The organism is Aeromonas sp. HMWF017, from assembly GCF_003061465.1.
Taxonomy (GTDB): Bacteria; Pseudomonadota; Gammaproteobacteria; order Enterobacterales; family Aeromonadaceae; genus Aeromonas; species Aeromonas veronii.
Map to the genome: position 1 here is coordinate 1 of NZ_QAJD01000145.1, position 14,180 is coordinate 14,180.

Annotated in this window: 14 protein-coding genes; 7 read left to right on the plus strand and 7 right to left on the minus strand. The window is 61.8% G+C overall.

The window, feature by feature from the left end:
• From DBR30_RS14805 to DBR30_RS14815, 3 genes are all read left to right on the plus strand, one after another.
• Positions 1 to 678 (plus strand): pirin family protein (locus DBR30_RS14805; RefSeq protein ID WP_108588405.1); only part of this gene is annotated, 678 nt, incomplete at its 5' end.
• The gene (locus tag DBR30_RS14810) at positions 675 to 1,934 is read left to right on the plus strand and encodes an MFS transporter (RefSeq protein ID WP_108588406.1); all 1,260 of its coding nucleotides are present in this window, start codon (positions 675 to 677) and stop codon (positions 1,932 to 1,934) included. The genes DBR30_RS14805 and DBR30_RS14810, both read left to right, overlap by 4 nt.
• Before the next feature lie 100 nt (positions 1,935 to 2,034).
• Entirely contained in the window at positions 2,035 to 2,937 is a 903-nt protein-coding gene (locus tag DBR30_RS14815; protein WP_108588407.1) for a LysR family transcriptional regulator, read from the plus strand.
• A 124-nt stretch (positions 2,938 to 3,061) separates the two neighbouring features.
• Here DBR30_RS14815 and DBR30_RS14820 read toward each other — a convergent pair whose 3' ends face one another.
• Positions 3,062 to 3,952, minus strand: a complete 891-nt coding sequence (locus DBR30_RS14820; protein ID WP_108541063.1) for a LysR family transcriptional regulator — start codon at positions 3,950 to 3,952, stop codon at positions 3,062 to 3,064.
• A 101-nt stretch (positions 3,953 to 4,053) separates the two neighbouring features.
• On the opposite strand from DBR30_RS14820, the gene DBR30_RS14825 reads away from it, so the two are divergent.
• The 3 genes from DBR30_RS14825 to DBR30_RS14835 all read left to right on the plus strand — a co-directional run bounded on the left by DBR30_RS14825 (position 4,054) and on the right by DBR30_RS14835 (position 7,456).
• Entirely contained in the window at positions 4,054 to 4,692 is a 639-nt protein-coding gene (locus tag DBR30_RS14825; RefSeq protein ID WP_108588408.1) for an NAD(P)-dependent oxidoreductase, read from the plus strand.
• 423 nt (positions 4,693 to 5,115) lie between these two features.
• On the plus strand, positions 5,116 to 6,159 hold the full coding sequence (locus tag DBR30_RS14830) for an isopenicillin N synthase family dioxygenase (protein ID WP_108541415.1): 1,044 nt from the start codon (positions 5,116 to 5,118) through the stop codon (positions 6,157 to 6,159).
• Positions 6,160 to 6,292: 133 nt separating this feature from the next.
• The gene (locus DBR30_RS14835; protein ID WP_108541416.1) at positions 6,293 to 7,456 is read left to right on the plus strand and encodes a trans-sulfuration enzyme family protein; all 1,164 of its coding nucleotides are present in this window, start codon (positions 6,293 to 6,295) and stop codon (positions 7,454 to 7,456) included.
• A gap of 109 nt (positions 7,457 to 7,565) precedes the next feature.
• On the opposite strand, the gene DBR30_RS14840 is transcribed toward DBR30_RS14835, so the two are convergent.
• The 3 genes from DBR30_RS14840 to DBR30_RS14850 all read right to left on the minus strand — a co-directional run bounded on the left by DBR30_RS14840 (position 7,566) and on the right by DBR30_RS14850 (position 10,822).
• Entirely contained in the window at positions 7,566 to 9,230 is a 1,665-nt protein-coding gene (locus DBR30_RS14840) for an AMP-binding protein (RefSeq protein ID WP_005333638.1), read from the minus strand.
• Between the two features lie 98 nt (positions 9,231 to 9,328).
• Entirely contained in the window at positions 9,329 to 9,607 is a 279-nt protein-coding gene (locus DBR30_RS14845; protein WP_005333639.1) for a YfcL family protein, read from the minus strand.
• A gap of 99 nt (positions 9,608 to 9,706) precedes the next feature.
• A complete protein-coding gene (locus DBR30_RS14850) occupies positions 9,707 to 10,822 on the minus strand; it encodes an ATP-NAD kinase family protein (protein ID WP_108588409.1) in 1,116 nt (371 codons plus the stop codon).
• A 120-nt stretch (positions 10,823 to 10,942) separates the two neighbouring features.
• Between DBR30_RS14850 and DBR30_RS14855 the strand changes: the two genes are divergently transcribed.
• Entirely contained in the window at positions 10,943 to 11,680 is a 738-nt protein-coding gene (locus tag DBR30_RS14855; RefSeq protein ID WP_108541417.1) for a TerC family protein, read from the plus strand.
• Between the two features lie 96 nt (positions 11,681 to 11,776).
• Here DBR30_RS14855 and DBR30_RS14860 read toward each other — a convergent pair whose 3' ends face one another.
• From DBR30_RS14860 to DBR30_RS14870, 3 genes are read right to left on the minus strand one after another with little or no spacing between them, the layout of a single operon-like run.
• Complete coding sequence (locus DBR30_RS14860; RefSeq protein ID WP_005333642.1) at positions 11,777 to 12,265, minus strand: OmpA family protein; 489 nt, start codon at positions 12,263 to 12,265, stop codon at positions 11,777 to 11,779.
• Positions 12,266 to 12,300: 35 nt separating this feature from the next.
• Entirely contained in the window at positions 12,301 to 13,530 is a 1,230-nt protein-coding gene (locus tag DBR30_RS14865) for a diguanylate cyclase domain-containing protein (protein WP_108541418.1), read from the minus strand.
• Complete coding sequence (locus tag DBR30_RS14870; RefSeq protein WP_005333646.1) at positions 13,527 to 14,084, minus strand: YfiR family protein; 558 nt, start codon at positions 14,082 to 14,084, stop codon at positions 13,527 to 13,529. Before DBR30_RS14870 ends, DBR30_RS14865 begins: the two co-directional genes overlap by 4 nt.
• Positions 14,085 to 14,180 lie beyond the last annotated feature (96 nt).

Below are 14,180 nucleotides of genomic sequence, written 5' to 3' on the forward strand. Positions count from 1 at the left end.
GTCAACTACGACTCCCTCGGCAATCAGGGCCCCATCGAACCGGGGGCACTCCACTGGCTGGCGGCCGGGCGCGGGGCTGTGCATACCGAGCAGCCGGAAGGGGCATCCCCCTATGTCCACGCCCTGCAGATCTTCGTCAACCTGCCTGCCCGTCAAAAGATGATGTCGCCTTTTGCCGTCCACGCAGCCGCTGCCACCATCCCCGAGTTTCATGGCGAAGGGGTGCGAGTACGGGTGGTCGCAGGCCACAGCAACGGGATAACGGCGCCACACTCGGCAGAGCTGCCCCAACCCTTTACCCTGCTCGATGGCCATTGCGCGCCCGGCAGCCGCTTCACCCATCTGCTGGCGGCAGGCTGGAATGCGATGATCTATCCCCTGACCGGATCGCTGACCCTGCAGGCGGAGGGAGAGCGGCACCTCATCCCGGCAGGTCACGGTATGGGGGTCAGCCTCTCTGCCGATGGCGGCGAGGCGGTGGCTCTGCAGCTTGAGGCCACCGAGCCCTGCCACTTCGTGCTGCTCTCAGGCCAGGCGCTCAATGAACCCCTGGTCAAACATGGCCCCTTCGTCATGAACAGCCACGACGCCATTGCAGATCGGCTGCATGCCTATCAGCGCGGCGAATTTGGCCAGCTCAACGATGAGTGGCTGCGCAACGGCCAATATCGGCCATGAGCACGCTCGCTGGCCACCAGCCACAAAGCACGCGCTGGCCTCTGGTCTTCCTCGCCATTTTTGCCGGTGCCAGCGGCGCCCTCTGCCTTGGCAAAGTGCCCGCCGTACTCGGCATACTGCGCAGCGAGCTGGGGCTGACACTGGTCGAAGCCAGCTATCTCGCCTCAGCTTTCAATACGCTGGCGATCCTCTGCAGTCTCTTTCTCGGCCTGTTGCTGACCCGCTGGAGTGGGCGGCAAACCGGGGTTGTCGGGCTTTTGGTTATCGTCACAGGCGGTGCGTTGGCGCTGCCCGCTACCGGGCTGGCCATGATGCTGCTGTCGCGCATTGTCGAGGGGATTGGCTTTTTGCTGGTCTCGGTGGCCATGCCCGCCTTTATCGTGGCGGTGACCCGGGAGGAGGATAAACGGCTGGCCATAAGCCTGTGGGCAGTCAACCTGCCCCTCGGGGCGGCGGCGGGTATGCTGCTCACTCCCTGGCTCACGGCGCAAGGTGGCTGGCGACTGGCCTGGCTGATCCTGATGATCCCGCAACTCTCTGCCCTGCTGCTTCTGCTCGCCAGTCGCTCGGCAGATGGGCTGCGGGTCGGGGGGCCCAAAAACGCGGCTAACGCAGGCCACCCGCTGCGCCAACTCACGGTGCTCCGGCAGAAGGCACTCTGGCGCTACGGGTTGGCGTTCACGCTCTACAGCCTGATGCTCTGGGCGCTCTTTGTCTGGCTGCCAACCATGTTGCAAGGCAGCCCCGGGATTGGCCAAAGCCAGATCGCCCTGCTTTCGGCGCTGGCGGTGGTCGCCAATATTCCCGGCAACCTGATGGGGGCATGGCTGCTGCGCCGGGGCGTAGCACGAGATCGGCTCATCAGCTGGGCACTGGGTCTGATGGCGCTGTGCGGCATGCTCGCCTTCTGGCCCGGCCTGTCGCCGTGGTGGGCCTATGGATTGTGCCTCGTCCTCTCCCTTTCGGGTGGCATGGCGCCGCCGGCGATCCTCTCGTCTGCGCAGGGAGTGAGTCAGGGGCCGGTGCAACTGGCCATCGTGCAGGGCTTTTTTGTCCAGCTCGCCAACCTTGGTCAGCTGCTGGGTCCCCTGTTGCTGGCAGCCCTGATGATGCACAACGGCCATTGGGGAAATGCTCGCTGGCTCTTTCTGGGCGGCTTGCTGCTGGTCGCGCTGCTCTATGCCGCGGGCCACCTGCCGGGCTCAAGCATGGCTGCAAAACAGGCTCGATCGAATTCGCGGCAAGATGGAAGATGACGAATAGAGAGGGAAACATCACAGTTATCGCAGGGAATGCTGGCCGGACAAGAGGCTGTTCAGTATGTTAACTGTTTAATCTTGCTTAACGGTAGCCACCATGTCTCAAGTCGATCTCAATCTCTTTCGCGTCCTCGATGCGGTGATCCGCTATGGTGGTGTCACCACGGCCGCCGAGATGATGGAGATGACCCCCTCGGCCATCAGCCAGGCCATCAGCCGCCTGACCACCCTGGTGGGCGAGCCGCTGTTTGTCCGCCAGGGACGCGGCATCACCCCCACGGCGCGAGCGCTCAGTCTGCACCACGAGATCATGGTGCCGCTGCACGACATGGAGCGCAGCCTGCAGCGCACCGATCTCTTTGATCCCCAGACCAGTCGGCGTACCTTTCGCATCGCGGGGGTGCCCGATATCGATATCTTCTTCCTGCCGGAGCTCAACAACCTGCTGCAGACCCAAGCCCCCAACTGTCAGTTGGAGTGGAACACCCAGGTGCAGGACGAAGCCCTGCGCCAGAACAGCCTCTATCTGCACAGCGTGGATCTGGTGCTGGCCACCAAGCCGATGGCGGAGCAGGGGATCGAAAACGAGCAGATCATGTCCCAGGCCCTGCGCATCGCCTGCCGCAAGGATCACCCCAGGATCCGCCAGGCCCCCGACATGGCCACCTTCTTCAACGAAAAGCACGTGGTATTGCAAACTAGGCGGCTCGACAGCTTGCTGCTCAACACCCTGACCAAGGCGCCGCTGCCGCCGCGCCAGATTGCCTACGAGAGCGACTCCCTGCTCACCGCCCTTCATCTGGTGAGTCGTACCGACTGGCTCTGCGTCGCCAGCCAGTGGCATATGGAGAAGCTGGGGAAAGCGCTGGATCTGGCCAGCTATCCCCTCCCCTGGCTCTCGGAGGATTGCCCCGTCTACATGAGTTGGCACAAGAGCTCCGGTCAGGATACCGGGCTTAATTGGCTCAAAGATCAGGTGCGGGCCGTCAGTTCTTTTTAAGTATACTTAACAGTCAAGCATGCCCATCTCCTCATCCTGGCTATCGCTCTTCTCGACAAACCGCCTTATGGATAATCCCCCTTCAGGATAATCGGGCGCCTTTTCTCAACCATTAAGGCGCAGCTCATGACGACATCGTCGTGCCGAAATAGCTGCGCAGCGCCTCCACCACCCGCCGCACCTTCTCCGGGATCTCCCGCTGCGGCGTGATGGCGTGGATCTCCATCGGCTGCACCCGAAAACCGGGCAGCAGTTCCAGCAGACGCCCCTGTGCCAGATCCTCGCCAATCTCCCCCTCCGGTTGCAGCGAGATCCCCTGCCCCGCCAGCGCAAACTGGCGCAGGGGCAACACGTTGTTGCAGAGCAACTTAGCCTTGAACCTCACCCTGTGCTCGCCCCCCTTTTCATCCTGCAGCAGCAAACCGTTGCCCAGCATGTCGCCGCAGAGCCAGTCGTGAGTCGCCAGATCGTCGGGCATGCGCGGCGTCCCCTTGCGCGCCAGATAGGCGGGGGCGGCGCAGAGCAACATCCGGGTCTGCCCCAGTTTGCGGGCCACCAGGGTCGAATCGGGCAAGGTGCCGACCCGCAGTGCCACATCGATCCGCTCAGCAATGAGATCCCGTTTCTCGTCGTCGGCGATGATCTGGATGGTGAGACCGGGGTGGGCCTGCAGCAGCGGTGAGAGGGCCAGAGCCAGCGGCTGGCCCGCCATCCCCACCGGGGCAGTGATCCGCACTTCCCCGAGCAGGGCGTCGCGCACCTCCGAGAGGCGCAGCTCGGTCTCGCTCAGAGTCTGCTGCAACGCCCGACACCCTTGCCACACCACCTCTCCCGCCTCGGTCAGACTGAGACGACGGGTGGAGCGATGGAGCAGGGGCAGTCCGAGCAGGCTTTCGAGCTGGCTGATATGCTGACTGACGGCGGAGGGGGTCATGCCAAGGGATTTGGCCGCCCCTGTCATGCTGCCCGCTTCCACCACGGCGGCGAAGATGGCGTAACGTCTGAGCTGTTCCATTATTAAACCCAGCTTATAAGTGAATGCATTTTTGAGGTGATTATTAAATCATAAATGGCGGCGTAGGATAGCCCCATTCCAACAGTGAAGGAGAGTTCCCCATGAAGATTGCCCTGATCGGTGCCAGCGGTTTTGTCGGTTCAGCCATCCTGAACGAGGCCGTCAGCCGCGGCCATCACGTCACCGCCATCGTCCGCGATGTCAGCAAGGTGGCCACCCATCCACAGGTCACCGCCGTGGCGGTGGATGCCCAAAACCCGCAGGCACTGGCCGAGGTGCTCAAGGGGCACGATCGGGTGATCAGCGCCTACAACCCGGGCTGGACCACACCGGATATCTACGACCAGTACCTCAAGGGCGCCAACGCGATCGTCGCAGCAGCCAAAGCGGCCAACAGCTGGCTGCTGGTAGTAGGTGGCGCCGGCAGTCTGGAGGTTGCCCCCGGCGTGCAACTGGTGGATACCCCTGAGTTTCCGGCCGAGTGGAAACAGGGGGCGCTGGCGGCCCGCGACGGTCTCACCGCCCTGCGTCGTGAAACCACCCTCGACTGGCGCTTTGTCTCTCCCCCGGTGTTCCTGGAACCGGGCGAGAAGCGCGGCGGCTATCGGATTGGTGGCGATCAGGTGCTGTTCAGCGGCGAACAGCCTGCCGGGATCACCGCCGGTGATCTGGCCGACGGTGTGCTGAACGAGGTGGAAAAACCGGCTCACCAGCGCCAGCGCTTTACCCTGGGTTACTGAGAACCAGCAATCGGTTAAGGCCAGAATGCGCGGTCACTCGCTTGTGCTTTCGGTCAGGTGAAAAACCGCTCAACCAGAAGGGAGGCATCCGCCTCCCTTCTGTTTTGGCCATTTTCTGTTTTGGTTATTTGCCGCTGACAGCTTGCCTCTGGTTATCACTCTCCCCCTCATCATTGCCCCTTTACCCCGCAATGGCTGCGCAAAAAACATTCAGCCCATCAATCACCGAATTCCATTTCGAATTTTGTATATAACTAAGAATAATTTGTTGTTTCCGTCTTATAACACCGAACAGTAGCATCCCCTTTATCCCAGATGGCGCCACACTGTCGCGCCATCCCGTTTGCCGCTTATCAGGCCTGCCCGCACCAGAGGCAGCAGAAGAGATGGCGCCAGAGATAACGAAAGAGTGAGGAGGTGCACATGGAACATTCACCACTGCCGATCATCGATCTGGCTGCCCTCAACGGGGCGCCCGAGGTGCGTCGCCCTATGCTGGCCAGGCTGGCCGCGGCTGCCCGCGATGTCGGCTTTTTCTATCTGATCGGCCACGGCTTGAGCAAGGTTGAGATGCTAGAGACCCTGGCGCTGGCAGAGCGCTTCTTTGCCCTGCCGGAGCAGGAGAAGCTGGCGGTGCAGATGGTCAACAGCCCCCACTTTCGCGGCTACAACCGGGTCGGTGCCGAGCTGACCCGCCAGCGGCCGGATCTGCGGGAGCAGTTCGATATCATGAACGAGGTGCAAGCCCTGCCTGCGGCCCTGATCCGTGAACCCTGGCAGCGGCTGATCGGCCCCAACCAGTGGCCGGCCGCCTTGCCAGAGATGAAAGCCCATCTGCTGGCGTGGCAGGATCGGCTGAGCGATATCACCCTCATCCTGCTGGCTGCTTTTGCCGAGGTGCTGGCGCAACCGGCCCAAGTGTTTGACGACAGCATCCGCGACGCCCCCTACCAGCACATGAAGCTCATTCACTACCCGGGGCAAGAGGCGGGCGGCAGCAGTCAGGGGGTCGGCGCCCACAAGGATCCCGGCTACCTGACGCTGGTGATGCAGGACAATCACTCGGGGCTTGAGGTCGAGACGGCCGACGGCTGGATCTCCGCGCCCCCCCTGCCGGGAGCACTGGTGGTCAATATCGGCGAGCTGCTGGAGCTGGCCTCCAACGGCTATCTCAAGGCGACCCTGCATCGGGTGGTAAGCCCGCCGCCTGGCGTCTCGCGTCTCTCCTGCGCCTTCTTTATGGCGGCGCGGCTCGATGCCACCGTGCCGCTGCTCAGCCTCTCCCCCGCGCAGGCAGCGCAGGCGCAAGGGCCGGAGAGTGACCCGACCAACCCGCTCTTCTATCAGGTGGGGGAGAATGTACTCAAGGGGCGGCTGCGCTCCCACCCGGATGTGGCGGCGCGTCACTATGGGCCGTTAGAGCCCGCTCGCTTCCCGCGCACAGAGAGCGAAGCGATAACGGCCTGAGCAGCGCAAAGATGCGCAGGCGGGTATATGCATAAGCCACAAGCCGCATGCACATACCCGCGCTGACAAAAACAACAAGCAACGAACAACAAAACAAGTCATGGCCAGAGCCTGGCCATCACGGAGCAACACGATGAAATTCAAGACCATGAGCGTACACAGCGGCCAGCGGATCGACCCACAGACCGGTGCCCTCACCACCCCGCTCTACCAGAGCAGCACCTTCAGCTACTTCAACGCCCAGGCGGGCAAGGAGCGCTTTGCAGGTCAGGCCCCCGGCTTTATCTACAGCCGCTTTGGCAACCCCACCACCGCCGAGCTGGAGCAGAAGCTGGCGGCGCTGGAAGGTGCCGATGAAGCGCTGGTGGTGGCGAGCGGCATGGCGGCAGTGAGCGCCATCATGTATGCCCTGGCCGACAGCGGCGATGAGGTAGCCTATATCGGCCCGCTCTACGGCGGCACTGATGCGTTCCTCAAGCAGACCTTCAGCCGCGCCGGCATCAAGGTCACCGCCTACGAGAGCGACCGGGATCTGCTGGCCAATATCCGCCCCACCACCAAGGTGGTACTGTTCGAAACCCTGACCAACCCCACCCTCAAGGTGGTGGATCCGCGGCTGGTGGTGGAAGCGGCCCGCAAGGTGGGCGCCATTACGGTATGTGACAACACCTTCCTCACCCCCTACCTGCTGCGTCCGCTGGAACTCGGGGTCGATGTAGTGATGCACAGCGGCACCAAATATCTGGGCGGCCACGGCGACATCATCGCCGGGGTGGTGGCGGGCTCCCACGCCCTGATGAAGTCGATCCGCACCGTGGCCCTCAAGCATATCGGCTCCCCCATCGGCCCGCAGGAGGCCTACCTGCTGCAGCGCGGGGTCAAGACCCTGCCGCTGCGGATGGATGCCCACCTGCACAATGCCCAGAAAGTGGCCGAGTTCCTGGCTGATCACCCAGCAGTGAAGAAGGTGATCTACCCGGGGCTTGCCAATCATCCGGGCCACGATGCCCTCGGCGCCTTCGCCAGCGGCTTTGGCGGCATGGTGAGTATTGAACTTGAAGGCGGGTTTGAGCGCTGTGCCACCCTGCTCGATAACCTGCAACTGTTCGTGCAGGCGGTGAGTCTGGGGGATCTCGAGAGTCTCGCTTGCCATCCAGCCAGTACCACCCACGCCGCCATGGACGAGGCGAGCCGCCTCGCTGCCGGAGTCAATGACGACCTCATCCGCTTCAGCATCGGGGTGGAAGATGCAGACGATCTGATCGCCGATCTGGCCGCCGCGCTGGCGCAGATCTAACCGGGCGCGCTTTTACTCGCCGACAAAACAGCGGCGAGTGATATGCCTCAAAAACAACAACGGCCCATCAAGGGCCGTTGTTGTTTGTTGCGCTATGGAAAGACGGGATTTACTCCTCCCACACCACCACCTGGGATGAGGGCCAGCGATCCCCGACCTGGGCGTACTTTTGCTCCAGCAGGTGACGCTTGATCTTCATGGTGGGGGTCAGCACGCCGTTTTCGATATTCCAAGGGGTTTTCACCACCAGAATGCCGCGAATTTTGGCATGAGATTCCAGCTGATCGTTGACCCGAACCCGCGCCGCTTCCAGTCTGGCGTTGACCTCCTCCCGATTGCCCTTCATGGCACTCTCGGCCAGCTGCACCAGTGCAATGGGCTGCGGCATGCCGTAACCAATCACGCAGAGCTGTTCGATAATGGGCTCCTGCCCCAGCAGTCCCTCGATGGGCACCGGCGCCACATACTTGCCCTTGGCGGTCTTGAACACATCCTTCATCCGGCCGGTGATGGTGAGATAACCCTCCTTGTCCAGCTTGCCCATGTCGCCGGTGTGGAGCCACCCCTCGGCATCGATGGCCTCGGCGCTGTGCTCGGGATCCTTGTAGTAACCCAGCATCATCCCTTCGCAGCGGCAGAGGATCTCCCCCTCGTCGGAGATCTTGATGGTCACTCCGATCCCCGCCTTGCCGACGGTGCCGATCTTGTCGGCGCGGAACGGGTAGTTGATGGTGGAGTAGGCGTGGTTCTCGGTCATGCCCCAGGCTTCCGTCACCTTGAGGCCGATGCTCAAATACCACTCAAGCAGCGCAGGGGAGACAGGCGCGGAACCGCAGCCGAGTACCCGTGCCTGATCCAGCCCCAGCCCCTTTTGCAGCTTGCGTTTGATAAGGCCGGAGATAAGCGGGATCTTGAGCAGCAACGCCAGTTTGTTCTGGGGCAGCTTCTCGTGGATCTTGATGCGGAACATGGCCCACAGCCGCGGCACCGAGATAAAGACGGTGGGACGGCAGCGTTTGACATCTTCGATAAAGGTGTCGAGGGATTCGGGGAACGCTATGGTAGCGCCGCCATAGAGGCTGCCGCCGTAGATGTAGACCCGCTCGGTAATGTGGGCCAGCGGCAGGTAGGAGAAACCCCGATCGGCCTGGCTCAGGCTCACCGTCTCAACCAGCTTCTCGCAGGACCAGGCGTAACGCTCGACGCTCAGCATGGCCCCTTTCGGCTTGCCGGTGCTGCCGGAGGTGTAGACCAGACTCAGCAGGGAGTCAGGGGCCTGCACCGGGCTGTCAGGGATCGGCTCGTGCGCTTCCAGCAGATCGTCCCACTGGTGGCTGGCTGGCATGGTGTCATAGGGGAAGGCGATGCGCAGCAGATCGGCGGGTACGCCCGCTTCCTGACTCTTCCAGTCATCCAGCTTGCCGACGAAGATCGCTTTGGCCTCGCTATGGCGCAGCACATATTCGATGGTGTCGACGTTGGCAGTCGGGTAGATGGGCACGCTCACATACTGCCCCATCTGCATCGCCAGATCGGCGATAAACCACTGGGCGCAGTTCTTGGAGAGCAGCGCCACCTTGTCACCCGCCACCAGACCGAGGTGACGCAAGGCCGTCACCATCCGCCGCGCTTCATCGGCCACTTCACCCCAGGTGAAATCGACATATTCGCGGTTGATGGTTTGACGCAGGTAGGTTCGATCAGGACACTGCCGCTCCCAGTGATAGAGCATCTCGAGCGGCAGTTTATTGGCAATACGTGAGGAGGAGGCCATAGTTTAATCCCTGAAACAAAAGGCGAAACTTATTATTAACCTTTCACTAACTTCAGGGGAAGGATAAACTCAAACTTCAGTTTGAATTGTGTATCCGATCAAGCTTCTGCATCTTGTTGCAAACGACTCCACATCGCCTGCACCAGTTTTTCATCCTCTTCAGAAAGCTCACCTTGCAAGATCGCCTCGTTGAGGCTGCGCAGCACATAGCTCTTGACGTCCCGCACCAGGGTCTTGCCTTCCAGCTCGGCCCGGGCAACGGCCAATGAGATATGACCTCGCAGGTAACCCCCCGCAAACAGCTCATCGTCGGTCGCGGTGGCAACCATGCTGTCGATCAGTCCCAACAACTTGTGCTCAAAATCGTGAATCGTCATGTAACGCAGCCTCATTTGCGGCAAAAAATTCGGGGGTATGGAACCGCAATCCGGTTGATTGCAGCTCTCTGGCGCCAGGCCAGCAGCGTCCTTGGCGTCCTATTCCGGGTTGGCCACCGGGTAGATGACCTGATCCTTGTATCCCGTGGTTATTCGCAGATAACCACGCAACGCCCGGTTTAATTGCGGATCATCGGTGTCCACCAGCAGCGGCCTGCCCGCAAGGGCGGCAAGCTTGGCTTTGGTTGCCAGCACCTGGATATTCTCCAGCCCGACACACCGAATCACCTCAGGACTCAATTGCTGATTTCCGCGCCCGAACAGATGTCCCTGTCCGCCTATCAGGGTAATGATCAGTCGGCAGCGACGGCCGCGGATCCGGGTCAGGATCTCGGCGGCGCTGAGATCCTGCCCGATAAGTCGGCCATTTTCCACCAGATCCACACCGAGCAAAGTATTTTCCAGACCGAGCTCAGCCATACAGGCTGCCACCGTGCTGCCGGAGCCCATCAGATAGAGGGTATCGGGCTCCATCTGCTCCACCACACCGGCGGCGAGATCCGCCAACACCAGCTCTTCGGACTCCTTACCCCCCTGCTTGACCGCCTGCACGTAACGCAGATCGCCGGGCACCTTCAGCTGGCCGTAGTGGCGGGCCCGCACCTTGCCCGCGCGAAACGCCTCCTCGTCGATGTCACGCACCTCGGCATCGATCAGGCTGAGCAGTTCACCGGCGATCATTCGCGCCACCACCCGCCCGCTGGCGGCGGGCGTCACCCCGTAGACGCCGGAGTGGATCTTGCACCCCGCCGGAATGCCGAGCACATGGCAAGACTCCCCCACCGCGGCGCAGATATCCCGCGCCGTGCCATCGCCACCGGCAAACAGCAGCAGATCGATCCCGGCTTCGCGCATCAACTCGGCGGCGTGGCGGGTATCATCGGCCGAGGTGCTCTCCCCGGCCGGTTGATAGATGACCCGACAAGGCAATCCCAGAGAACGGGCTACCGTCTCCCCCATCTCTCCCGCCACCGTCAGCAGCTCGAACGGTGCCGTCAACTCGCACAGTGGCAACAAAGCTTGCCGCGCCCGTTCCTGCGCTTTGGGCACTGCACCACGGGCCAGCGCCTCATCCACCACGCCGTCACTGCCCTTGAGCCCCACTGCGCCACCAATCCCGGCGACCGGATTAATAATGAACCCTAATCGAAACATGCCTGCCTCCCTTGCGATGGCCACCATTTTTATCTTTTCCCCCCTCTGGGACAAGCAGTGGCGCCCCTGCTAGAATGCGCTGCTTCAATTTTCCAACCAATTTTCAACCAAGGTTCAATCATGCTGGAATGGGTTCTTGATCCCTCTGCCTGGGTCGCACTCGCCACCCTTACCCTGCTCGAGATCGTGCTGGGCATCGACAACATCATCTTTATCTCCATCCTGGTAGGTCGCCTGCCGGAGGCGCAGCGTCAAAAAGCGCGCATTCTGGGTCTGGGGCTCGCCATGGGCACCCGGATCCTGCTGCTGCTGTCGCTCGCCTGGGTGATGCGCCTGACCGAACCACTGTTCACCGTGCTGGGTGAAGCCATCTCCGGCCGCGATCTCATCCTGTTGCTGGGGGGCTTGTTCCTCATCGGCAAGAGTGCCCACGAGATCCACGTCACCCTGGAAGGGGCAGCCGAGCCACAGAGCGTCAGCAAAGCGGCCTCGGGCTTTATCAGCACCCTGATCCAGATCGCCATCCTCGATATCGTGTTCAGCCTCGACTCGGTGATCACCGCCGTCGGCATGGCCGATCACGTGCCTGTCATGGTGCTGGCCATCATGATCGCCGTCTTCATCATGATGTTTGCCGCCAAATCCATCGGTGATTTCGTCGATGCCCATCCCACCATCAAAATGCTGGCCCTCTCCTTCCTCACCCTGGTGGGCTTCGCCCTGATGGCCGAGGGGATGGATCTGCATATTCCGAAGGGCTACATCTACTTCGCCATGGCCTTCTCGCTGGTGGTGGAGATGATCAACATCCGCCTGCGCAGCCATCACGACAATAACGGGCAGAATAGCGCGCAGTAACCCTGCCCCCACATGCCCTCGCGACCCCAGCTGTCGCGATCAAAAAGAGCGCCGGTCGGGCGCTCTTTTTTTATGGGTAACGACACGATAAAAGGGTTATTGATCGCTGATGACGATGGCAACCCGGCGGTTGGCGGCCCGGCCCTCTCTGGTCTTGTTATCCGCCAGCGGCATGGTCTCGCCACGGCCATGGATCTCCAGATTGGCTGGCTTCATGCCGACCGAGACCAGCACATCGGCCACTGACTGGGCCCGCTTCAGTGAGAGTTGCTGGTTGTAGCTGCTCTCGCCGGTATTGTCGGTATGGCCATCCACCCGCGCCTTGTCCAACCCTACGCCAAGCAGTGTTTTACCCAGCTTTTCAACGGATTGGCGAGTCTGGGGATTGAGCGCCCCCACGTTGTTGGCAAACAGCACCCGGTTGGCCAGATCCAGCGTCCACCCCTCATCGGTCAGATAAAAGCCCTGCTCCTTGAGCACGGCGATTTGCTCCGGGGTCAACCCCTTGGGCGCGCTCTGGCAACCGGCCAGCAGCGACAACATCAACCCCAGCAGGGTCACTTTCAACAGGTGGGTGATCTTCATGGTTTGCTCCTTGTTTATGTTGTTATTCTTGCCAGTCAGGCGATGGTTTGCTGTTCGCTGCGGCGCGCCCGTTTCGCCAGATACATGGCTGCATCGGCCTGATCACACAGCACGCTGGCACTCATGCCAGCCTGATAGACGGCGAAGCCGACACTCACCTCTGCCACCAGCTGACGACCGTCACGCAGCGCCACCGGTTCGCTCATCGCCTGCTGGATGCGGCCAATCACCTCTTCCACCTCATGCTGTCGCTGGAGTGGGCCAACCAGCACCGCAAACTCGTCACCACCGAGGCGAAACACCAGATCATCCGGACGCAACTGATGTTGCACCCGTCTTGAGAGCGCGATCAGCACATCGTCACCGGCGTTGTGGCCCAGCGTGTCATTAATTTGCTTGAAGCGATCACAGTCGAGATAGAGCAGCGCAAACCCCTCTTGCTCGCCGAGGGAGATGGCCTGCGCGAGCCGCGCTTCAAACAGAGCGCGATTGGGCAGTCCGGTGAGGGCATCGTGGGTCGCCTGATGGAGCAGGTTGGCATTTTCGCGGGCCTGCTGGGCCTGCCAGGCTTGCAGCTCGTCCAGCAGGGAGTTGAAGTCATCCCCCAGCTCGTTAATCTCGACGATATCGGCCGGTGGCGCCCGCATCCCCAGGGTGCGTTGTCGGCGTACCGAGTGGGCGACAAGTGCCAGTTTGCGCAGCGGTGCGGTGATGGAGACCTGCATCCGGTCAGCCACATAGAGTGCCACCATGGCGCTCAGCATCAGGCAAACAACCATCACCAGCAGCGCCGAGAGCAAAAACAGCAACAGATATTCACCGTGGCCGCGCAGCTCGATGGTGGCGATCTGCTCACCACCCCGCAGCATGGGGAGTTTGACAGGCCCCGGCATCAGCAGTTGGGCCAGATAGTCTTCGAGCGTCACCAGCGGGTTGCTTCTGGGGCGCTCCCAACTGGCGAGCTGCTGGCCATTGGTCAGCACGATAGTGGCTTGGGCCACCTCTTCCTTGGCAACGATGCCACTGAGCGCCTCGCTCGCCGCCTCCTCATCGTGGAACACCACCGCCGCCTCGGCGCTGTAGCTGATGGCGCGGGCGACCAGCTCCAGATTGTGGTCGGCGTAAAAACGCACTACCAGCAGGGCCACCAGTGTAAAAAAGAGTCCCGCCACGCTGACGGCTGTGATGGCGGCCACCAGATGGGTTCGCCCCAGGCTCTGACGCAGGGTCAGACGGCGGGGAGCCGCGCTCACCTGTCGTCTCATGGGACCCCCTTGTCGGCATGGGCCAGCTTGAGCACGGCGGGATGCACCCGCACGCCGCTCAGGGCCAGAGCATCGAGGTTCACTTTAAACCGCACCCGCACGCTGTCCGGCGAGGTCTGCAGGCAGAACACCGAGCTGGTGGAGCAGTCGTGGTTGTATTCGCTGATGCTGAGCACTGGGTGTCCCTGCAGGCGGGCAAACAGCGCAATCCGGGTCGGCTCGTCGAGCACTCCCAGATAGAGCACATCGCAGTGATCGCTGATGGCCGGATCGCTCGCCTCGTAACGATGGACCTGCACGGTACGGCCATTGGCTTGACGATCGATGGTAAAGAGGGCGCCGGCATATTCGGTCGGCGCCGCCACGCACATACGCAGCACCGCAGGCTCGGTGGGCCAGCGGGTGTAACTCATGATATCGAGCACCAGCTCCCTGACCGCCGTCGCCCGGCTCTCCGCGGCCGTTTCCGCCAGCGCGCGGGGCAACAGCAGGCCAAACGCAACCAACAGGAGCGCAAGACGGGCAGTTAAACGGGGGGAAAAGAGTAACAGCATGGTCGGGAGGTGGTCGCCTTGACAATACCGCTGCTATGGCATTGCGGTTCGGGTACATGAACCCAGATAGTAAGTTGGCTGACACTGGCCTGACAA